Annotated in this window: 15 protein-coding genes, 2 pseudogenes and 1 riboswitch; of the genes and pseudogenes, 3 read left to right on the forward strand and 14 right to left on the reverse strand. The window is 59.8% G+C overall.

Going from position 1 to position 21,583, the window contains the following annotated elements; genetic code table 11:
* Positions 1–16 precede the first annotated feature (16 nt).
* From ACY8FN_RS01300 to ACY8FN_RS01355, 12 genes and pseudogenes are all read right to left on the reverse strand, one after another.
* Complete coding sequence (locus ACY8FN_RS01300) at positions 17–1,171, reverse strand: trans-sulfuration enzyme family protein (RefSeq protein ID WP_463099026.1); 1,155 nt, start codon at positions 1,169–1,171, stop codon at positions 17–19.
* A 113-nt stretch (positions 1,172–1,284) separates the two neighbouring features.
* On the reverse strand, positions 1,285–1,956 hold the full coding sequence (locus tag ACY8FN_RS01305) for a helix-turn-helix transcriptional regulator (protein ID WP_463099027.1): 672 nt from the start codon (positions 1,954–1,956) through the stop codon (positions 1,285–1,287).
* 333 nt (positions 1,957–2,289) lie between these two features.
* Positions 2,290–2,520 (reverse strand): annotated as a pseudogene (gene thiH, locus ACY8FN_RS01310) (2-iminoacetate synthase ThiH); the annotation flags it as partial.
* Positions 2,521–2,669: 149 nt separating this feature from the next.
* Entirely contained in the window at positions 2,670–3,908 is a 1,239-nt protein-coding gene (gene thiH / locus ACY8FN_RS01315) for a 2-iminoacetate synthase ThiH (protein ID WP_463099028.1), read from the reverse strand.
* A complete protein-coding gene (locus tag ACY8FN_RS01320; protein WP_463099029.1) occupies positions 3,905–4,672 on the reverse strand; it encodes a thiazole synthase in 768 nt (255 codons plus the stop codon). Before ACY8FN_RS01320 ends, thiH (ACY8FN_RS01315) begins: the two co-directional genes overlap by 4 nt.
* 85 nt (positions 4,673–4,757) lie before the next feature.
* The gene (gene thiS, locus ACY8FN_RS01325) at positions 4,758–4,964 is read right to left on the reverse strand and encodes a sulfur carrier protein ThiS (protein WP_463099030.1); all 207 of its coding nucleotides are present in this window, start codon (positions 4,962–4,964) and stop codon (positions 4,758–4,760) included.
* Positions 4,961–5,737, reverse strand: coding sequence for a HesA/MoeB/ThiF family protein (locus ACY8FN_RS01330; protein ID WP_463099031.1), 777 nt, complete (start codon positions 5,735–5,737; stop codon positions 4,961–4,963). The genes thiS and ACY8FN_RS01330 overlap by 4 nt, the downstream gene beginning before the upstream one ends.
* A 62-nt stretch (positions 5,738–5,799) precedes the next feature.
* Entirely contained in the window at positions 5,800–7,428 is a 1,629-nt protein-coding gene (gene thiE / locus ACY8FN_RS01335; protein WP_463099032.1) for a thiamine phosphate synthase, read from the reverse strand.
* Positions 7,425–9,455 (reverse strand): phosphomethylpyrimidine synthase ThiC, encoded by a 2,031-nt coding sequence (gene thiC, locus ACY8FN_RS01340; protein WP_463099033.1) that lies wholly within the window; start codon positions 9,453–9,455, stop codon positions 7,425–7,427. Before thiC ends, thiE begins: the two co-directional genes overlap by 4 nt.
* Before the next feature lie 289 nt (positions 9,456–9,744).
* Positions 9,745–9,858, reverse strand: a riboswitch (TPP riboswitch).
* Positions 9,859–10,164: 306 nt separating this feature from the next.
* Positions 10,165–11,604, reverse strand: a pseudogene (locus tag ACY8FN_RS01345) (aerolysin family beta-barrel pore-forming toxin).
* A gap of 260 nt (positions 11,605–11,864) precedes the next feature.
* Positions 11,865–12,350 (reverse strand): hypothetical protein, encoded by a 486-nt coding sequence (locus ACY8FN_RS01350; RefSeq protein WP_463099034.1) that lies wholly within the window; start codon positions 12,348–12,350, stop codon positions 11,865–11,867.
* Positions 12,351–12,437: 87 nt separating this feature from the next.
* Positions 12,438–12,860: a hypothetical protein gene (locus tag ACY8FN_RS01355; RefSeq protein WP_101320660.1), complete on the reverse strand. Its 423-nt coding sequence runs from the start codon at positions 12,858–12,860 to the stop codon at positions 12,438–12,440.
* 88 nt (positions 12,861–12,948) lie between these two features.
* Here ACY8FN_RS01355 and ACY8FN_RS01360 point away from each other — a divergent pair, with 88 nt between their 5' ends.
* Both ACY8FN_RS01360 and ACY8FN_RS01365 read left to right on the forward strand, forming a co-directional pair.
* On the forward strand, positions 12,949–13,617 hold the full coding sequence (locus tag ACY8FN_RS01360) for a response regulator transcription factor (RefSeq protein ID WP_463099035.1): 669 nt from the start codon (positions 12,949–12,951) through the stop codon (positions 13,615–13,617).
* Positions 13,614–14,843 carry a sensor histidine kinase gene (locus ACY8FN_RS01365; protein WP_463099036.1) on the forward strand — a complete coding sequence of 410 codons (1,230 nt, stop codon included), beginning with the start codon at positions 13,614–13,616 and terminating at the stop codon, positions 14,841–14,843. The genes ACY8FN_RS01360 and ACY8FN_RS01365 overlap by 4 nt, the downstream gene beginning before the upstream one ends.
* A 239-nt stretch (positions 14,844–15,082) precedes the next feature.
* On the opposite strand, the gene rimK is transcribed toward ACY8FN_RS01365, so the two are convergent.
* Together rimK and metH are read right to left on the reverse strand one after the other, a co-directional pair.
* Positions 15,083–15,979 carry a 30S ribosomal protein S6--L-glutamate ligase gene (gene rimK / locus ACY8FN_RS01370; protein ID WP_042024591.1) on the reverse strand — a complete coding sequence of 299 codons (897 nt, stop codon included), beginning with the start codon at positions 15,977–15,979 and terminating at the stop codon, positions 15,083–15,085.
* A 239-nt stretch (positions 15,980–16,218) separates the two neighbouring features.
* A complete protein-coding gene (gene metH, locus ACY8FN_RS01375) occupies positions 16,219–19,935 on the reverse strand; it encodes a methionine synthase (RefSeq protein ID WP_463099037.1) in 3,717 nt (1,238 codons plus the stop codon).
* 182 nt (positions 19,936–20,117) lie between these two features.
* On the opposite strand from metH, the gene ACY8FN_RS01380 reads away from it, so the two are divergent.
* On the forward strand, positions 20,118–21,395 hold the full coding sequence (locus tag ACY8FN_RS01380; protein ID WP_463099038.1) for a cation:proton antiporter: 1,278 nt from the start codon (positions 20,118–20,120) through the stop codon (positions 21,393–21,395).
* The last annotated feature ends 188 nt before the right edge of the window (positions 21,396–21,583 follow it).

A 21,583-nucleotide genomic window follows, 5' to 3' on the forward strand; every position in this document is an offset into this window, starting at 1 on the left:
TATAACCTTATTATTATTAGATTAACGCCAGCGCATTAGCCAGATCGTCTTTAAGATCCTGAATATCTTCAATGCCAATGGAGAAGCGCAAAGTGGTCTCATATATTCCGATACTCTCGCGTTCTGCTGGCGTCATGGAACCATGGGACATGGAGGCAGAGTGATTGATCATGCTCTCTACACCACCAAGCGACTCTGCCAGCACAAAATATTTGAGCCCGGAGAGGAACTTGACCACGTCCTCACGTTCACCATGCAAACGCACCGTGACAACGGCACCGCCAGAACGCATCTGCTTTTTGCACAGCTCATGTTGCGGGTGCGAAGCTAGCCCCGGGTAATGAACCTCTTTTACCTTGGGATGTGATTCAAGATACTCGGCGATCTGCTGAGCATTCTTGCAATGGCGTTCCATACGCACATCCAGAGTTTTCATGCCACGCAGCGCTAGGTATGCATCAAAAGGTGAGGCAATGGCACCCACAGTAGTCTTTACAAAATCAAGTTTTTCCGCCAACTCAGGCTTGTTGGTAATAATTGCCCCACCAATAAGATCAGAGTGACCACCGATGTATTTGCTGGCGGATAGCATCACCATATCGGCACCCAGTTCGAGCGGTCTTTGGTTCCAGGCACTGGCAAAGGTATTATCAACACAGGTAAGCAGATTTTTCTCTTTCGCCAATTGGCAAACCAGCTCAATATCAACCAGCGTCAGCAATGGATTGGTTGGCGTCTCAATCCAGATAAGCTTGGTCTGCGCAGTGACCTGCTTACTAACAGCATCCAAATCATTCAAATCGACATAAGTACAATTCAGACCAGATGTATGCTTTCGCAACCGCTCAAAGAGGCGATAAGTACCGCCATATACACCACACATTACGATAATGTGAGCATCTTTCGGCAACAGCTCCAGCACCAGCGCGGTTGCTGCCATACCGGAAGCTGTCGCAGTGGCATAGATACCATTTTCCAGCGCAGCCAGTGCTGATTCATAAGCATACCGAGTCGGATTGCTGCATCGAGAGTAGCAATAATCACCACCTTCACCTAGATTGGGCTGAATAAAAGAGCTCGCGGTAGTGATTGGTGGGAATATGGCATTATTACCCTTGTCATGCTGATTCCCACCGTGTATGGCAATTGTTGCTATTTTATTGCTATTCATTTTTGACCTGCTATAAAAATTAATAAAAAACGTACCCACACCGTCAAGTCGTGGGTATATCTACTGACAAATTTAAATTTTTATTTTTAGCTGATGTACGAACCACCATCGGTTTATGCTTGCGAATTCACCAGACTGGACTTGTGATTCCGGATATGCAAATAAACGGTATGGCGAGACACCCCCAACATACGGGCAACCAGTTGGGGCGTATCTTTGATATCAAATATCCCCATATCATACAGTCTGCTCACTATTTCCTTGTTGCGTACGCTGCTTCCCAATGAACTGTCCTGATCGACTTTTTCAATGACCTGAGAGACCAGATCATCCACAGAGCTGGCAAATGTTTCATTGTTCACATGAATAGCCGTCGCAGGCGGCGAGAATGTTTCCAGCAGATTTGTCAGTGATGTCTCCAGACTGAAATTCACACATAACATCCCCACCGGTTTACCATGACGATTCTTGATCGTGATGGAAGAAGACTTCATCACCTTCCCTTCCTTGGTTCGCGTGAAATAGCTACTCCACTGACAGCCCGCATCACTCTGCAATTTTGTAAGAGCAAAATCGGTCACAGGTGCGCCTTCCTGCCTCCCGGTTATATGACCATTCGCAATCTTCACGACCGATGCGTGCAAGTTATCAAATGCATGCAACACAACCTCACAACTAGATCCAAAGAGAGCCGACAAGGCATCAACAGCTGGCTCAAAACTGGCGATCAGATGACGAGATTCATCGTCTAGCAAGACTTCATTTTGTGATGAACAATCACTCATTCAAATCCCCAGAAATCAACTAAAGTTGAGTGTATCGATTTTTTTTACATGTTATTGGCATAAAACCCCTTCCGCAAGGTACAAAAATTCATTATTGAGACATGGCGCTCAACTTTATGTAACTAATTGACGAGTGGTGACTAAATTTCTGTTGATTCGAGGGGGTATGTGAAACGGTTGTAAATTGACACCGTTATTTGAACGATGCATGAAATCCAGGTGGGCTATCTCAGCATTACCAAAGCAACGAGCCTCGGCGAGAATGGCTCGTTGCCCTACGCCACACACGACGCAGATGAAAGAGTTTTACTGAACAATAGTGCCTTGCCGCCCCTATCGGCCCAAAAACGGTTCCCAGTCTTTAAACACCGGCTGCAGCCCGGCCTGCCGCACGGCGGCGGCCACTTCCCCCACCGGGCGATCGTCGTGGATGGCGAACTGCTCCAGCTCCTCTGCATCCCCCTCGGCATAGCCACCCGGCTGGGTGCGCGATTCGGCCGACATCTGGGTGATGCCAAGACGCACCGCACCGTTGCGAAAAGTCGCCGACTCGCGGGTCGATATCTCGTATGTTGGGCTTTGCTACGCTCAGCGCCAACCTACCACAGATGTAGGTTGCGGCTGAGCTTGCGAAGCCCAACGTTTACCGCGAATAGCTATTGTGTTCCGGCATCACTCTCTCCGATCTGCGGATGGCAAAGGGAAATCACCCTCTATCTCCCCAAAAACGGTTCCCAATCTTTAAACACCGGCTGCAACCCTGCTTGCCGCACGGCGGCGGCCACTTCCCCCACCGGGCGGTCGTCGTGGATGGCGAATTGCTCCAGCTCCTCTTTATCCCCCTCGGCATAGCCGCCCGGCTGGGTGCGCGACTCGGCCGACATCTGGGTGATGCCAAGGCGCACCGCACCGTTGCGGAAAGTTGCCGACTCGCGGGTGGAGAGCGACAAATCCAGCGTGGGTGAGAAGAGGCGCCAGGCACAGATAAGCTGGGCCAGTTGGCGATCCGACATGACCACGGCAGGCTCCAGCCCGCCGGTGCAGGGGCGCAGGCGCGGGAAGGAGAGGGAATAGCGGCTCTGCCAGTGGTGGCGCTCAAGCCAGCTCAGGTGCTCGGCGACAAAGTAGCTGTCGGCGCGCCAGTCCGCAGAGAGACCGATCAGCGCCCCCAAGCCGATTTTGTCGATACCGGCGCGGCCGAGCCGATCTGGCGTAGCGAGGCGCCATGCGATGTCCCGCTTGTTGCCACGCAGATGGTGGCGGGCGTAGGTGGGGGCGTGGTAGGTCTCCTGATAGACCATAACGGCGTCGAGGCCGAGGGTCTTGAGCTCGGCATAGTCGGCCTGCGAGAGGGGCTGCACCTCCATCCCTACCGTGCTGAAGTGGCGGCGGATGATGGGCATCACTTCGCGAAAATAGGCGAGCCCCACCTTGTGCTCATGCTCGCCGGTCACCAGCAGCACGCTGTCAAAACCCCGCGCCTTGATGGCAAGACACTCGCGCTCAATCTCCTCTGCATTCAAGGTCTTGCGCTTGAGGCGGTTGCTCATGGAGAAGCCGCAGTAGCTGCAGTCGTTGGCGCACAGGTTCGACAGATAGAGCGGCACATAGAAGCCGATGGTGTTGCCGAAACGCTGGCGGGTCAGCCGCTCTGCCTCGGCTGCCATCTGCGGCAGATACGCCTCGGCGGCTGGCGAGATCAACGCCATAAAGTCGGCCAGGGTACGGCGGGGGGCACTCAGGGCGCGTGCCACATCGGCGGCAGTTTTGGCGCGGATCTGCATGCCGATATGGTCCCACTCCAGCTCCTGCCAACGGTCGAGAAAGGAAGGCTCCTTAGCCCTCCCCCCCGGCGCCCTCACCCCCAGCCCCTCTCCCAGAGGGAGAGGGGGGAAAATGACCTCCCCTGACAAAGGTAGGATCGGGGTGGAATCATTGGCTGGCTGACTCATAACGCCCCCAGAAAATCGGTGAGCGGGCTGGAGGCTTGGGCCTGCAGGGCACGGGCGCCAAGGCCAGCTTCATAGGCGCTGCGGCCAGCAGTGCAGGCCAGCGCAAAGGCGCGACCCATGGCGACCGGGTCGCCGCTCACCGCGATGGCGGTGTTGACCAGCACGGCGTCGGCGCCCAGCTCAAAGGCAGCGGCCGCATGGCTCGGCGCACCGATCCCAGCATCCACCACCACAGGTACATTGGCCTGTTCGATGATGATGGCGAGAAACTCCCGGGTCACCAGCCCCTGATTGGAGCCGATGGGCGCACCGAGCGGCATCACGGCGGCGCAGCCCACCTCTTCCAGCCGCTTGCAGAGCACCGGGTCGGCGCCGCAGTAGGGCAACACCACAAAACCCTCTTTCACCAGCTCCTCGGCGGCTTTCAGCGTCTCGATGGGATCGGGCAGCAGATAGCGGGGATCGGGGTGGATCTCCAGCTTCAGCCAGTTGGTGCCCAGCGCCTCGCGGGCGAGGTGGGCGGCAAACACCGCTTCGGCGGCGGTCTTGGCGCCAGAGGTATTGGGCAGCAGCTTGACCCCGAGTTGCAGCAAGGGGCTCAGGATATCGTCGTGGGCCTTGCCCGGTTCGAGCCGCTTGATGGCCATGGTGACCAGCTGGGAGCCGCTCGCCTCGATGGCGGCGGCCATCAGATCCGGGTGGGCAAACTTGCCGGTGCCGGTAAAGAGGCGCGAAGAGAAGGTGTGGTCGGCAATTGTCAGCATGTCAGCCTCCCGCCACAGTGGTAAGAAGAGATGAAGTTCCACCGCAAGGCAGCACGCTCGAAGATGGGATCGCAAACATCATGGATTAGCCTCCGGCAATGGCGGTAAAGAGGTGAAGTTCATCCCCGTCATTGAGACGGGTCTCGGCCCAGCGGCCACGGGGCAGCACGGCGCCGTTAAGGGCCACCGCCACCCCTTGGGGCTGGACTCCTTCCGCGGCCAGCAGCTCGGCCACTCTCTGCCCTGCCGCCAGCGGCTGCTCTTGAGCGTTTAGTCGAATGGTGAGGGTCATGGGGTGATCTCCTTATCGTGTGTCGGGCATCGGCACTGCCCACAAACCGGGCAATCGGGATCGGGGGCCAGAGTGAGGGTCTGCCATTGATGAGCCAGCGCATCGAAGCGGCGCAATGTGCCAGCGACCGGGCTCGGCAGGCCGAGCAGCAATTTCAGCGCCTCCAGGGCCTGCAGGGAGCCCATCACTCCGACCAATGGGCCGGTGACGCCGCTGGTCTCGCAGCTTTGGACGAGCTTGGTATCCAGCGGATAGAGGCAGGCATAACAGGCGTGATCAAAGCTGGTGCGCGCCATCAGCTGTCCCTGCCAACCCACCGCAGCGGCGGAGATCCAGGGCTTGCCCTGCCCCACACAGGCGGCGTTGATGGCTTGCCGGGTAGGGAGGTTGTCGCAGCAGTCGATCACCAGATCTACCTCGGCCACAAACTCCGGCAGGCTGGCGGCATCGAGCCGCTGGTTGATGGCAATCAGCTCCACCAGCGGGTTGTGGGCGGCCAAGCGCTCGCGGGCCAGCTCGGCCTTGGAGTGGTTGACCGCCTCGCTATCGAACAGGATCTGGCGCGGCAAGTTGCTGGAATCGACCGTGTCGCCATCGGCCAGCCACAAGGTGCCCACCCCGGCCCCGGCCAGATAGAGGGCGAGCGGCGAGCCAAGCCCGCCGAGGCCGACGATCAGCACAGACTTATCCTTGAGCCGCGCCTGCCCCGCCTCGCCCACTTCCGCCAGCATCAGCTGGCGGCCGTATCTCAGGTATTCAGCATCAGCCAACATCAGTGCCTCCCCATCCGGCCAGCGAGGTAAGCTGGCGGGCTGAATCGCGCAAATATTCCGTATCAGAGCGCATGTTCCACCTCCCTTATGGCCGTGGCCGAGCGTGGCTCATCCCCCGCCCCCACGGCAGCGAGCAGCCGTTCGGTCGCCCCCTGCCAGTCATCACTGGCAGTGATGGCCGAGACCAGCGCGATGCTGCCGACTCCGCTCCCCTTGACCGCCGCCACCCGCTCCTCGCTGATGCCGCCGATGGCCACCGTGGGCCACTCCGCCATCAGAGCGCGGTAGCGATGCAGCCGCACCAGCCCCTGCGGGCGCGAAGGCATCGCCTTGGTGTTGGTCGGGAAGATATGGCCCAGCGCGATATAGGAGGGGGCAAGCTCGCGGGCCCGCATCAGCTCGAAGTAACCGTGGGTGGAGATGCCAAGGCGCAGCCCGGCCGCCTGAATGGCGGCGAGATCGGCGGTCTCCATGTCCTCCTGCCCCAGATGCACGCCCCAGGCCCCCGCCTCGATGGCCTGCTGCCAGTAGTCGTTGATAAAGAGCCGCGCCCCATAGCGGCGACCGAGCGCTACCGCATCACGAATGGCCGGTGCCACCTGAGCGGCGGGCAGATTTTTGATGCGCAGTTGAATGGTCTTGACCCCCAGCCCCAACAGGCGGCGCAGCCACTTGACCGAATCGACCACCGGATAGAGGCCGAGGTTGTGCTCGGTCGCGGCAAAGGGGCCCTGCGGCAGGCGGGCGCTGCTTGTCTCATAAAGGCCGAAACGGCGATCGAGCGTTGAACCTGCCAGCACGGCACGGGGGAAGTGGGTAAGATCGGCTGGCCAGCCAAGATGGGCGATGGGGCCCGGGCCTGCGCCCACCCCCTGCGCCGCCGCCAACCCCTGTTGCAGGTAGGCACGCGCCAGGGTGATGGCGTCTTCCACCGGATAATCCTGCGCCACCACGGCGGCGATAGCGCTGGCGTAGCAACAGCCGGTGCCGTGACCGTGGCGGGTATTCAGGCGCGGCGCCGCCAGCCAGAATTCGCGGGTCTCGTCCTGGTAGTAGTCGAGGCAGAGATCGCCGCTCCAGCCCAGATGGCCGCCCTTGACCAGCACGGCGCGGGCACCGAGTTCGCGCAGCCGCTGGGCGGCGAAGCGCACCAGCACAGGGCTAGTTGCAGGAATGCCGGTCAACGCTTCCAGCTCGGGGCCGTTGGGTGTGATGAGCGACAGACGTGGCAACAGCTGCTCGCGCACCGCCTCCAGCATATTGGGCTCCGCCATCGGGGTGCCGGTGCTGGCGATGGCCACCGGGTCGTAGACCACGAAGGGGGCCGGGGTGGCTGCCAGTCGACGGGCCAGCACCTCGACATGGAGCCGGGTCGGCAACAGGCCGATCTTGATGGCGGCGGGCGGCAGATCGACGCCGAGGGCGTCGATCTGGGCGGTGAAGGTCTGCATCAGCACAGGGTCGACCATCTTCACTGCCACCGAGTTCTGGGCTGTGATGGCGGTAATAACCGAGCAGCCGTGCACACCAAGGTCGTGCATGGTGTGCAAGTCGGCCTGAATGCCGGCACCGCCGCCGGAGTCTGAACCGGCGATGGTCCAGACTCGCATTTTGAGGGCACAGCCCAAGGGGCGCGCCTCCATCACCGTTGGCAGGTCGGCGGGGCTGACAGCCCCGCTTGCGCTGCTCACGCCTCCTCCCCTGCGGCCTGTTTCAGCGCCGCCGCCTGATGGTAGATCTCGCCGCCGGTCTCCTTGAAGGTTTCAGCCATGCGAGCCATGCCGCTCTCGACCTGAGCCACCACCTGCTCCTGCTGGCCATCCATACCAACCAGCTTGATCTCTACCGCTTCGAGTTTTGCTGCATTCAGTTCAGCGGTGTAGGCGCGCACGTCCTGAGTGATCTTCATGGAGCAGAACTTGGGCCCGCACATGGAGCAGAAGTGGGCCACCTTGCCGGACTCCTGCGGCAGGGTCTCGTCGTGGTAGGCGCGGGCGGTGTCGGGGTCGAGGGCCAGATTGAACTGATCCTCCCAGCGGAACTCGAAGCGCGCCTTGGACATGGCGTTGTCGCGGATCTGGGCCCCCGGGTGACCCTTGGCCAGATCGGCGGCGTGAGCGGCAATCTTGTAGGTGATAAGCCCCTGCTTCACATCCTCCTTGTTGGGCAGGCCCAGATGCTCCTTGGGGGTCACGTAGCAGAGCATGGCGCAGCCGTACCAGCCGATCAGCGCCGCACCGATACCGGAGGTGAAGTGATCGTAACCCGGCGCGATGTCGGTGGTGAGCGGGCCCAGGGTGTAGAACGGCGCCTCGTGGCAATGCTCCAGCTGCTCGGTCATGTTGCGCTCGATCATGTGCATCGGCACATGGCCCGGCCCCTCGATCATCACCTGCACGTCGTACTCCCAGGCGATTTTGGTCAGCTCACCCAACGTGTGCAACTCGGCGAACTGGGCCTCGTCGTTGGCGTCATAGACAGAGCCCGGACGCAGACCATCGCCCAGCGACAGGGCCACGTCATAGGCGGTGCAGATCTCGCAGATTTCGTGGAAGTGCTGGTAGAGGAAATTCTCTTTATGGTGGGAGAGGCACCACTTGGCCATGATGCTGCCGCCACGGGAGACGATGCCGGTGAGGCGCTTGGCGGTCATCGGCACGAAACGCAGCAAGACGCCGGCGTGGATGGTGAAGTAGTCCACCCCCTGCTCGGCCTGCTCCAGCAGGGTATCGCGGAACAGCTCCCAGGTCAGATCCTCGGCGATGCCGTTGGTCTTCTCCAGCGCCTGATAGATGGGCACGGTACCGATGGGCACCGGGCTGTTGCGCAGGATCCACTCGCGGGTCTCGTGGATGTAGCGACCGGTGGAGAGATCCATCACGGTGTCGGCGCCCCAGCGGGTCGACCAGACCAGCTTCTCCACTTCCTCTTCGATGCTGGAGGTGACCGCCGAGTTGCCGATGTTGGCGTTGATCTTCACCAGGAAATTGCGGCCGATGATCATCGGCTCCGCTTCCGGGTGGTTGATGTTGCTGGGGATGATGGCGCGACCGGCGGCCACCTCATCGCGCACAAATTCGGGGGTGATGTTTTCCGGCAGGCGGGCACCAAAATCGCGCCCCGGATGCTGACGCAGCAGTAGCTCGGAGCGCACCCGCTCACGGCCCATATTCTCGCGAATGGCGATAAATTCCATCTCCGGGGTGACCAACCCCTGACGGGCATAGTGCAGCTGGGTGACCCGACGACCCGGCTTGGCGCGGCGCGGCTTATGTTGCAAAGAGTTCAGGTGATCGAAGCGCAGGTGATCCAGCCCCTCGTCAGCCAGACGCTCCTGAGTAAAGGCGGAGCTGAGCCCCGGCAGGGCGTCGGTATCATTTCGCTCCAGCACCCAGTTTTCCCGCAAGCGCGGCAGGCCGCGGCGCACATCGATGGCGACCCCCTCCTCCCCGTAACGGCCAGAGGTGTCGTAAACCGGGATCGGCTCGTTGGGCTCGAACTGGGGAGATTCCTTATCGCCACTGACAGGGCCGCCGACGAAGGTGTCGGCCAGCTGGATCTCCCGCAGGGGGACACGGATGTCGGGGCGGGAGCCTTCGATAAAGATGCGGCGGGAGTTGGGGTGAGCCATCCCCTTGAGGCTGTCGATAAAGGCCTGGGCGCTGGAGCGTTGCTCGCGGCGGCTGGATTTGGCGGTATCAGATACAGAAGTAGACATAGCAAAACTCACATTAACTGGTTGAAGTTATGGGTGTTTGCTTGTCTGGAGTTCGAGGAGAAGATGAACTTGCGGCGGGGTGTTTATGTCAGGAGGGAGTGCGCGCGGGATGGATCTCCGCACTACTGTTCTGCCACTTCCCGCTCTCTGCACGCTGTGGGCAAGGCGCCCCACGTGCTGGACAACCGGATGGGACAGACTCCCTCCTGTGCGCCCTGACCCATCAAGGGTGATCCCTTCGATGAGCGGGGCGCTGCTCTCTATAGCGTGACGCCCCCAGCGCGGCAACCCGCAAGTTACCCTTGTTTCCCTTCGCAGGTTTTAACCTGATCAGGTTCCACGGATCCCGAATTAACGGTCTCAGCTTTGCGTCGTTCGACGGTTAGCACTCCGACAAGATGGCGCCAGTATAAGCGCGAAAATGTAAAGCACAAGCCGTTAACAATCTGGCCAACGCTCCTCTTTCAACGGATGAGTGAACCATTTTCAACAGATGAGTGAACAATGCCTCGCTCACGGGGCCACCCCAGGTAGAGGTCAAACCTGCGTTCGCGACACCTTGGCAAGCCATGGGCTCACGCAGTAATCATTCAGGGGGAAGGTCACCAAAAAGGAGAGCGATAGGGGGAAATCGAGGGGGCACAGGGCAAGCGCATCGTCTTGCGCAGAACAAGAACAGGCCTCCATGAAAGGAGGCCTGAAAAGGAGATTATCGCACCGGAGCTATGGTCAGACTGACATCGCCAAAGCCTTCATTGGCAAGAGTCTCTTTGTCCAGCTCCACACCGGTAAGTGCCACCCCTTCGCCAGAAGGGCTACTCAGCAAGACCTTCGCGGAACGGTTCTGTGGCTGACCGATTTCGATATCGCCAGCAAACTGGCTCTCGGCGTAGAAGTCGCCGGTGACGCCAGAACGGATCGGACGCAACACTCGGCCCAGGTTGTTTTGCATGGTCGACAGGCCGTATTGGCTGATAGCCCAGTTCCAGTCCCACCACTTCACTTCACCCGGGATATAACGCTTGTCCCACTGGTAGCGGAAGGGCCCGACGGCAAAGGTGTGCTCCCAGGTCGGGCGATTCTCCGGATGGGTATACCAGGCATTGCCGCCCCAACGCAGGAAGCCCTTCATGGTCAGGTCATAATTGACCTCGGCCTTGAACTCGTAGGGGTAGGAGATGTTGGACTTGTAGAGCGCAACCCGCACCGGCAGTCTGGAGTGAGGCGGCACTGTGGGGCGCGCTTCAACCGAGACGGTCTCAGTGGTTGATCCCCCTTTCTGGGAGGCCCAGCTCTGGCTCGCAGCAATCTCGATGGCGAGTTCGGTTTCACCCACTAGCGGCCACTGAAACTTGTTCTTGGTGGTCACCTTCTCGCTCAGGCTGTAGGTGTCGGTCTTCGACCAGTTGGTGGCCTTGTCGTACTTCAGGGTCACCACCACCTGCTGGGGCAGATCGGTGTAGTTGGTCGCATTGGCAGTGATGGTCTTGATCAGCTGCTTGTCACTCTCTGTCACCTCGCCGTGGCTAAAGCTGTCGGGCTCCAGGGTATAGGAGAAGTTACTCACCTTGATGGAGCTTTTCTCCCCACAACGATAACCCGAACAACCGCCATCGTTATTCCCTTTTATCAGCCAACCATCGCCGAGCCGGGTAACATCCATATCTTCCCCGACATAGGGACTATGATTTCCCCCCACCCAGGCGTAGCCCAAATAATTAGCGAGATAACTGACCGGCTTGATGAAATAATCATTATCATGAACCAGCCGCTATTGCACATCGACTTCATCCCCCGCCGGAATATTCCAGCTAGAGAGTATGGGTATTTCTCCGGTAACCGGTGAATTTGGGTAGCACCAGGTTTCTCCAGCAGTTCCCTGCTTGATCTCGCCATTATATCCAGACCCCATGATCACCCAGCGATTAGCCAATCCGGTGATCTGCCACTGCCCCATGCGGCTGACCAGATTACCCTTGATACTCATTGCTTCATCGCGGGTCAGGGGGCGATAGCCACTGGCACACACCCCCGTTCCCAGACCGGCCCACTTGACCTGATCAGGGTAGACAGGTTCAGCCGCCTGAACCTGAGCGAGCATCAGTGAAGATGCCAAAAACGCCAGATTGGCGGTAATTATTCTATTCATCATTTATCCCTCTTTCAGACATACGATAATTTTTATTCTATAGATACATTCCTATTTATTTAGCGGGCGTGAACTCTAATGAGCCCAGCCTGTGACTCAATAAACCACCAAAATTTATCAATGACAAATTAAGTATATATAAACAAGGTAAATAATTAGAGCGATGACTTTATTGAGATGTTCATCATAAATAGTTGTGACAAGTAATTTCTAATACTTGTCACAACGTGGGAAGCTTATATTTAAAGGGCTGCACTGAATTACTCTTCCGGATTGATAACTTCAATTCCCTGCAATATTCCATCCGTAGAACGGATCAGCACCAGCTCGCTCCCGACGTGCAGATCGGCGGCCGAACCGTTGACCCAGCGCACCTCGGAATTGAGTGGCACAGTGCCCAGTGTTGCCAGCGTGAGTTGCCGTTTATCAAAGGATTGCAGGCGATCTTGCGCCCGCTGCCAGGGCTGATTGGCCAGCGGCGCTCTGGCGGCCAGCAGCTCGATCCGGGTGGCCACCCGGTCGGCCACCAGCAGGGCGAGGCGGTCGCCCGGTTTGAGCGACTGATCCCAAACCACTCCCTGCCGCCAGACGGCGGCACTGCCCTGCTCCACCTCGGCCCCCTGAAATTGCAGGCGGATGCCATCGCTGTGCTCCAGCTCCACCAGCCACAACTCGTCGGCCCCCGCCTGCGCCGCCCAGAGCGGCACTCCCAGCATCCATGCACACCATTTTCTCGCTTGTTCCATCTTGGTTCGTCCCTGAACAAAAAAGCCCATGCTGGACAAGCATGGGCTTCATTCGGTGTCATGGCGAGTTCGTCAGGGCAGATCGGATCAGTCATCCTCGCGGCAGCGGCTCAGGCGCATGCCGTCAAACTTACACTCAAGTTCGAGCCAGCGCCCTTCGAACGGAGTCAGACTGTTGTCCGAGGTGGTGTAGCCCCAGATCCGCCCCCCTTCGACTGGCCCTTCCAGATCCATCTCGCCCTTGTCATCTTCATCGAGGGCTTCGACCTTGCGCACATAGCGCACGCCGTTCTCCACCACCCCCTTCATCTCGACCCAGGTGCCGCCGAGATCATCTTCGTTGAGCCAATCCTTGAAGCGGGTCTGGTCGTCGATCACGAACGGCATGCCGTTGACCATCAGCTGGCCAAGCTGCCAGGTGGTGCGGCCGATCAGCTTGAATTCGGTCGCCTGTGCGGTGCCAAGTGGCAACAAAATCAGCAGCAGGAGGGCGCAGAGAAACTTCTTCATCGGGGATCCTCGGGGTTACACTGGCAAACAGGATGCCGTATCCGGTGTGAAAAGAGCGTGAAGCGCTCGCCAACCAGGAGAGCAAAGCATGAAGATTTTGGTTGTGGAAGACAATCCTCAGGTGGCGGAAACCATCATGGATTATCTGGAACTGGCCGGTCACCGCCTCGATTGTGCCTATCACGGTCAGGCGGCGCTGCAACTGCTGGAGGAGCAACGTTTCGACGTCATCATCATGGATGTGATGATGCCACGGCTCGATGGCCTCAGCACGGTAGTCCGCCTGCGCGAGCAGGGGATCCCGACCCCCGTGCTGTTTCTCACCGCCCGCGACAGTCTGGAAGACAAGCTGGCAGGCTTCAAGGCGGGAGGGGATGACTATCTGGTCAAGCCATTCGCCATGGAGGAGCTGGAGGTGCGGCTGCAAGCCCTCAGCCTGCGCGGCCCGCGCGGCGATGTGGGGGCCATCAGCTTCGGCGATCTGACGGTCGATGTCGCCAGCGGCCGTGCGACCCGTGCCGGTGAGCCCCTCAAGCTCGGCAAGATCCCGTTCCAGATCCTCGCGCTGCTGGCCCGCCGCGCCCCCGCCATCGTCAGCCGTCAGGAGGTGCTCGACACAGTCTGGGGGGATGAAGAGCCCGACTCCGATGCCCTGCGCAGCCACATCTACGCCCTGCGCAACGCGCTGGATAAACCCTTCCCCACCCCCATGCTGGAAACCCTGCACGGCCAGGGCTACCGGCTGGTGAGCGCATGAGCCTGCCGAGCCTGCGCCGCCGCCTGATCATGGCGCTCGGCGGCGCCGGGGTGGTGCTGCTGATCCTGCTCTCCGGCCTGATGCTGGTGGCCGAGGACAAGATGGAGGAGCTGAGCCTGCGCCACTGGCTGGAAGCCGAAGTAACCCGCTACAGCGATGACTGGCTGCGACTCGGCCCGGCCGCCGCTGCCCCGAGCCCCAGACAGTTCTCCAGCTACTGGACCGAAGCGGGCCGCCTGCCGAAATGGCTGAAGCCCTACCAGACCCCCGGCTTTTTCGAGCACCAGCTGGGCAAGGAGGACAAACACTTTCTGGTGGCCCGTCACCCCTCCGGCGAGGGACTGCTCTATCTGGTCTTCAACGACGACGCCGACGACTACCTAGACCCCTACGAAGACAAGCTGCATCTGGCCACCCGGCTGATCGGGCTGGTGCTGCTGCTCAGTTCGCTGGGCTTCGGCATCTGGCTGGTGCGCCATATCACCGGACCGCTGCAACGGCTGCAACAGAGGGTCGCCCACCTCACCCCGGATCAGGCGGATTTCGAGCCCGACGCCCCCTGGCAGGAGCTGCGGGATATCGAGCTGGCGCTGCTGGCCGGCAAGCAGGAGGTGAGCGCTGTGTTCGCCCGCGAGCAGGAGTTCAGCCGCTTCGCCAGCCACGAGCTGCGCACCCCCAACATGGTGATCCAGGGCTCGGCGGCCCTGCTCGGCAAGGTGACGGACTTGCCCGCACCGGCCGCCCGCGCCACCACCCGCATCCGCGCCGCCGCCGACGAGATGGCGCTGCTCACCGAGACCTTCCTGCTGCTGGGCCGCAAGGAGGCGGTGGAGCGGCCGCTGCAACAGGTCACCCCGCTGATCCGTCAGGAGCTGGCCCGCCTCGCTCCGCTGTTGCAGCGGGAGGCCCTCGATATCCGGCTTAACCTGGACGAGAGCAGCGAAGTAAACGCCCCCCTCTCCCTGCTCGCCATCGCCCTCGGCAACCTGCTGAAAAATGCCCTGAGCTATGCCGAGGGACATATCGACATCGAGCTGTGTGGCCCGGTGCTCACCATCAGCAACCCGACGGCAGCGGCGCCGGATCAGATCCTCGGCTACGGCTGTGGCCTCACCATCATCCAGCGCATCTGCGAGAAACTCGGTTGGCAGATCGACACCCGGCTGGAGAATGGCGTATTCAGCGCCCGGCTGGCGATGATCACCAGCGACCTCACGAAGGCATAGCCCCCTCATCCCCAACCCTTCTCCCCGTCTATTCAAAATAGTGGGAGAAGGGGGTAGATCTTCGCTCTATGGATAAATCGTGAATAGCCTACCAACCACAAACAGTCCCGCTATCGGTTCCCTCTCCCTTTGGGAGAGGGTCAGGGTGAGGGCGCTGTACCAACGCCAACCAACCAGCCAGATAGCAACAAGGCGCCCGAGGGCGTCCTGTTTCGATCTAATGGATGCAAGCCCGAGGCTCACTCTGCCGGTTTGTTCTTGCGGCTCGCCTTGAGTTCGAGGAACTCGATGATCTTGCCAGCCACATCCTTGCCGGAGGCGGCTTCCACCCCTTGCAGGCCGGGGGAGGAGTTCACCTCCAGCACCAGCGGGCCACGGGCACTGCGCAGGATATCCACGCCAGCAACATCGAGCCCCATGATCTTGGCGGCCTGCACGGCGGTGGCACGCTCTTCCGGGGTGATCTTGATCGCCTCGGCGGTGCCGCCACGGTGCAGGTTGGAGCGAAACTCCCCCGGCTGAGCCTGACGGCGCATCGCTGCCACCACCTTGCCATTGACCACCAGACAGCGGATGTCGGCGCCATTGGCCTCGCGGATATACTCCTGCACCAGAATGTTGTTATTGGTCTGGATAAAGGCCTCGATCACGCTCTCGGCGGCTTTCTGGGTCTCGCAGAGCACCACGCCAATCCCCTGGGTTCCCTCCAGCAGCTTCACCACCAGCGGCGCACCGCCCACCATGGTGATGAGGTCGGGCACGTCGTGGGTGCTGTGGGCATAGCCGGTGATGGGCAGGCCGATACCGTGGCGGGAGAGCAACTGCATGGCCCGCAGCTTGTCGCGGGAGCGACTGATGGCCACCGAGCTGTTGAGGGCCATGGTGTTCATCATCTCGAACTGGCGCAGTACAGCGGTGCCATAAAACGTGATGCTGGCCCCGATCCGGGGGATCACCGCATCATAACTCTCCAGCTCCCCGCCCTCGTAATGGATCGAAGGGTTGTGGGAAGCAATATTCATATAGCAGCGCAGGGTGTCGAGCACCTCGACCTGATGGCCGCGCGCCTGCGCCACCTCGACCAGACGGCGAGTGGAATAGTTTTTCGGCTCACGGGATAAAATGGCAATCTTCATGAAAATTCCGCTAGAAGGCAACGCCTGGGCAGGTTGGGGCGGGAGAGTATAAGGCGCCACAGCGCCAAGACAACGCCAATTGTTTCTCCTGACAACAAGACAAACCACACAAAACAGCACGCTGCCAAATGAGAGTTATCAACACGGCAAACGGCGGCTCCATGCGGTTCATCAAACCAGTGCAAGGATGCCGCCGTTTGTTGTCAAAGATCAACCTGTGACACGTCGAGAATCGTGATTCAGCTCAGATTAGGCCCCAACCAGCGTTCTGCTTCTGCCAGCGTCATCCCCTTGCGGGCGGCATAATCCTCAACCTGATCCTGCTGGATCTGCGCCACCGCGAAGTATTTGCTCTCGGGGTGGGAGAAGTACCAGCCCGACACCGCCGCCCCCGGCCACATGGCGTAGGACTCGGTGAGTGTCATGCCAATGGCCTGCTCCACCTCCAGTAACTCCCAGATGCTGCCCTTCTCGGTGTGCTCCGGGCAGGCCGGGTAACCCGGCGCCGGACGAATGCCCTGATAGTTCTCGCGGATCAGCTCTTCGTTAGAGAGCGCTTCATCGGGGACATAACCCCAATGCTCTTTGCGCACCTGCTGATGCAGGTACTCGGCAAACGCCTCTGCCAAGCGATCACACACCGCCTGGATCAGAATGGCATTGTAGTCATCGTGATCCGCCTTGTAGGCATTGGCGATGGCCTCTTCGCCGATACCGCCGGTCACCGCGAAGGCGCCGATCCAGTCCGGCTTGCCGCTCTCTTTCGGCGCCACATAGTCCGCCAGACAGTAGTTGGGGAAGCCCTGCTTCTCGCTCTGCTGGCGCAGGTGGTGCAGCACCTTGATGACCTCGGTGCGGGACTCGTCGCTGTAAACCTCGATACTGTCCCCCACCGCGTTGGCCGGGAACAGGCCGATAATACCGGCGCAGCGCACGCTCTGATCCTTTTCCAGCTGATCCAGCATGGCGTTGGCATCGGCAAACAGGGTGGTTGCCTCCTCACCGATGATCTCGTCTTCGAGGATGCGCGGATACTTGCCCGCCAGCTCCCAGCTCAGGAAGAACGGGGTCCAGTCGATGTAGGGGCGCAGCACCGAAATGGGCACGTTCTCGAACTTTTGCACCCCAAGCTCGCGGGGCTTGGGTGGCTGGTAACCGACCCAATCCAGCTGCTGGCGGTTGGCACGGGCATGGGCCAGGCTAACCGGCTTGGATCTGGGTTGCTTGCGGGCATGTTGCTCGCGGGCAATCTCGTACTCCTTGTCGATACGGGCGACAAAGGCGGGCTTGAGCTCGGGGTTGAGCAGGCTTTGGGCCACCCCCACCGCACGAGAGGCGTTGGAGACATAGACCACGGGTTCGCTGTAGTTCTGCTCTATCTTCACCGCGGTGTGCGCCTTGGAGGTGGTGGCGCCGCCGATCAACAGCGGCAGCTTGAAGCCCTGACGCTCCATCTCCTTGGCCACGTGCACCATCTCGTCCAGCGACGGGGTGATCAGGCCCGACAGACCTATGATATCGGCACCGACCTCCCGCGCGGTTTTGAGGATGGTCTCGCAGGAGACCATGACCCCGAGGTCGACGATCTCGTAGTTATTGCACTGCAGCACCACCCCGACGATGTTCTTGCCGATGTCGTGCACATCCCCTTTGACGGTGGCGAGCACTATCTTGCCGTTGCTGTAACTGCCCTGTTTTTCAGCTTCGATATAGGGCTGCAGATAGGCCACCGCCCGCTTCATCACCCGCGCCGATTTGACCACTTGTGGTAGGAACATCTTGCCCGCACCAAACAGATCACCGACCACGTTCATGCCATCCATCAGCGGCCCTTCGATGACGTGCAGTGGCTTATCAGCCTCGGCCCGCGCCTGTTCGGTATCCTCTTCGATGAAGTCAGTGATCCCCTTGACCAGGGCATGCTCCAGCCGTTTGCCCACCGGCCAGCTGCGCCACTCCTGATCCCGCGGATCCTCCGCCTGAGCGCCAGCACCGCGATAGGTCTCGGCAATGGCCAGCAGATCCTCGGTGGCATTGTCATTGAGGTTGAGTACCACCGCCTCGACCTTGGCCTTCAGATCCTTCGGAATGTCTTCATAGATGGCGAGCTGACCGGCGTTGACGATCCCCATGTCCATGCCGTTCTGGATGGCGTGATAGAGGAACACCGCGTGAATGGCTTCGCGCACTGGCTCGTTGCCACGAAACGAAAAAGAGACGTTGGAGACGCCGCCGGAGATCATGGCGTGAGGCAGATGGGTCTTGATGTCCTTCACCGCCTCGATGAAATCCACCGCGTAGTTGTTGTGCTCATCGATGCCGGTCGCCACCGCGAAGATGTTGGGGTCGAAGATGATATCTTCCGGCGGGAAACCGACCTGATCCACCAGAATGCGGTAGGCGCGCTGGCAGATCTCGAACTTGCGGGCGCGGGTATCCGCCTGCCCTACCTCATCAAACGCCATCACGATCACGGCAGCGCCATAGCGGCGCAGCAGTTTGGCCTGCTCGATAAATTTCGCCTCCCCCTCCTTCATGGAGATGGAGTTGACCACCGGCTTGCCCTGCACGCACTTGAGGCCAGCTTCCAGCACCTCCCACTTGGAGGAGTCGATCATCACCGGCACCCGGGCGATATCCGGCTCACCGGCAATCAGGTTGAGGAAGCGCACCATGGCCGCTTCGGCGTCCAGCATCCCCTCATCCATGTTGATATCGATGATCTGGGCGCCGCTCTCTACCTGCTGTTTAGCAACATCCAGCGCCTCGTCATAGAGCCCCTCTTTGATCAACCGCTTGAACTTGGCCGAACCGGTGACGTTGGTGCGCTCACCCACGTTCACGAACATGGATTCGGGGGTAATGATCAGCGGCTCCAAGCCCGACAGGCGACAGGCTACCGGCAGCTCGGGCAGCACGCGGGGCTTGATGCCCGCCACGGCATCGCTCATGGCGCGAATATGGGTCGGGGTGGTGCCGCAGCAACCGCCCACCATGTTGAGAAAGCCGCTCTGGGCCCACTCGCGGATATGGGCCGCCATTTCACCCGCATCGAGATCGTACTCGCCGAACGCATTGGGCAGACCGGCGTTGGGGTGGGCGCTGACATGGCTTTCGCTGATCCGCGACAGCTCCTCCACATACTGGCGCAGCTCGTCCGGCCCAAGCGCACAGTTGAGGCCGAACGAAACCGGTTTGACGTGGCGCAGCGAATGATAAAAGGCTTCGGTGGTCTGGCCGGAGAGGGTACGACCGGAGGCGTCGGTAATGGTGCCGGAGATCATCACCGGCAGGCTGTAACCCAACTCCTCGAACACCCCTTCCACCGCGAAGGCGGCCGCCTTGGCGTTGAGGGTATCGAAGATGGTCTCGATCAGAATGATGTCGGCGCCGCCCTCGATCAGGGCGTGGGTTGATTCGGTGTAGGCCGCTACCAGCTGGTCATAGGTGACGTTGCGTTTGCCGGGATCGTTCACATCCGGCGAGATGGAGCAGGTGCGGTTGGTGGGGCCCAAAACCCCGGCAACGAAACGCGGCTTGGCGGGATCTTTTGCCGTCCACTCGTCTGCCACGGCGCGGGCCAGACGAGCGGCTTCACGGTTGATCTCGGCCGAAAATTCCTCCATCTCGTAATCGGCCATGGCGATGCGAGTGGCGTTGAAGGTGTTGGTCTCGAGGATGTCGGCGCCGGCGGCGCAATACTGATCGTGGATCTCGCGGATCACCGCCGGACGGGTCAGCACCAGCAGATCGTTGTTGCCCTTGATGTCGGTATGCCAGTCGGCAAACCGCTCACCGCGATAATCCGCCTCACCCAGCTTGTAGCCCTGGATCATGGTGCCCATGGCACCGTCGATGATCAGGATCCGTTCCTTGAGACAGAATTCCAGTTTCTTTGTGATGTCCGACTTTATGCTCGGCTTCCTGTTCGCCACGACTCGCTCCTCTACATCCATGCAACTGCGTAACAAGCATCCTAACAGCAAACAAAAAAAATGGAAATCTAGCCGTCTATCAGTCCAAACATAGCAAGATATACTCATTTATAGGTAATGAGTAACATAGGGCCCGAGAGTACCCTATGCCCGTCCCGCATGGGGATACGTGCTTGCTGTCTACTAATGAGAAAAAAATAACTATGAGCGTCTACTACACACTCTGTTTTCTGGCAGCGTTGGCGATTTTTATCGCCTTTGCCAACCAGTATGTTGTGAAGATCCAGACCACCATCGCCATCACCGCAGGATCCATGGTGATCTCCGCATTGCTGGTGCTGTTTGGTAAACTGGGTTGGTTCAATCTGGAACCTCTTGCCGTCAAAACTATGGAGAGTATCGACTTCCAGAACTTCCTGCTGAAAGGGATTCTGGGCTTCCTGCTGTTTGCCGGTGGCCTCGGCATCAACCTCAAGGCGCTGCGTAGCCAGAAGTGGGAGATCACCATTCTCTCCATCGTGGCGACCCTGCTCTCTACGTTCATCATCGGCTACGGCTTCTGGTTTATCGCCAAGCTGCTGGGCTGGGAACTGCCACTGGTCTACTGCCTGCTGTTCGGTGCGCTGATCTCCCCCACTGACCCGATTGCGGTACTGGCCATCGTCAAGAAGATGCAAGCGCCACCCCAGATCGCCATCCAGATCGAAGGGGAATCCCTGTTCAACGACGGTGTCGGCCTCGTCATCTTCGCCACCGTGTTTGCCGTGGCCTTTGGCGGTGTCGAGCCCACCTTCGGCAGCGTGGCCGGTCTGTTCCTGCATGAAGCCCTCGGCGGTATTCTGTTTGGCGCCGTGCTGGGCCTGATCGCCCACGTGATGATCAGCGCCACCGACGATGGTTCCCTTGAGCTGCTGCTGACCCTCTGCATCCCGACCGCCGGTTTTGCCTTCGCCAACATGATCGGCGTCTCCGGCGCGCTGGCCATGGTGGTCACCGGCATCATGATCGGCAACTGGACCCGCCACTCCGGCTTCTCCGAACAGAGCCGTCATCACCTGGATCACTTCTGGGAGTTAATGGACCAGTTCCTCAACGCCCTGCTGTTCCTGCTGATCGGTCTGGCGCTGGTGCTGCTGGAACTCTCCTGGCATGACTGGGTGCTGTTGGTGATTGCGGTGCCACTCTGCCTGGCCGCTCGCTTCATCAGCGTGTCGCTGCCTTATATGGCCTTCCGCAGATTCCGCAGCTACAACACCTTCTCGGTACGGATCCTCACTTGGGGTGGTCTGCGCGGTGGTCTGGCCATGGCGATGGCACTGGCACTGCCTTCCGGCGTCATGATGATCCCGGAACAGGGGGTGGATCTGCGGGAAGTGATCCTGGTGATGACCTACTCGGTGGTGATGTTCTCCATCGTGGTGCAAGGCATGACCATCACCCCGATGATCACTGCCGCCAAGAAGGCCTGTGGCGACTACTGAGTCACCCCGGAACTTGCTTGCAGAATAAGAGAGGGCTCCCGTCGGGAGCCCTCTTTGTTACTGCCAGCTGGTGGTTTAACGCACAGAAAAAATGATTTTCAGCGAGTATCGCCAAATTATTGTTTGCTTTTTATTCATTTCGAGGAGAGAATGCGCCTCGGCTAGTTAATCAGCCCTGTTTATGTTCG

It is taken from the genome of Aeromonas sp. 160P (genome assembly GCF_055193095.1).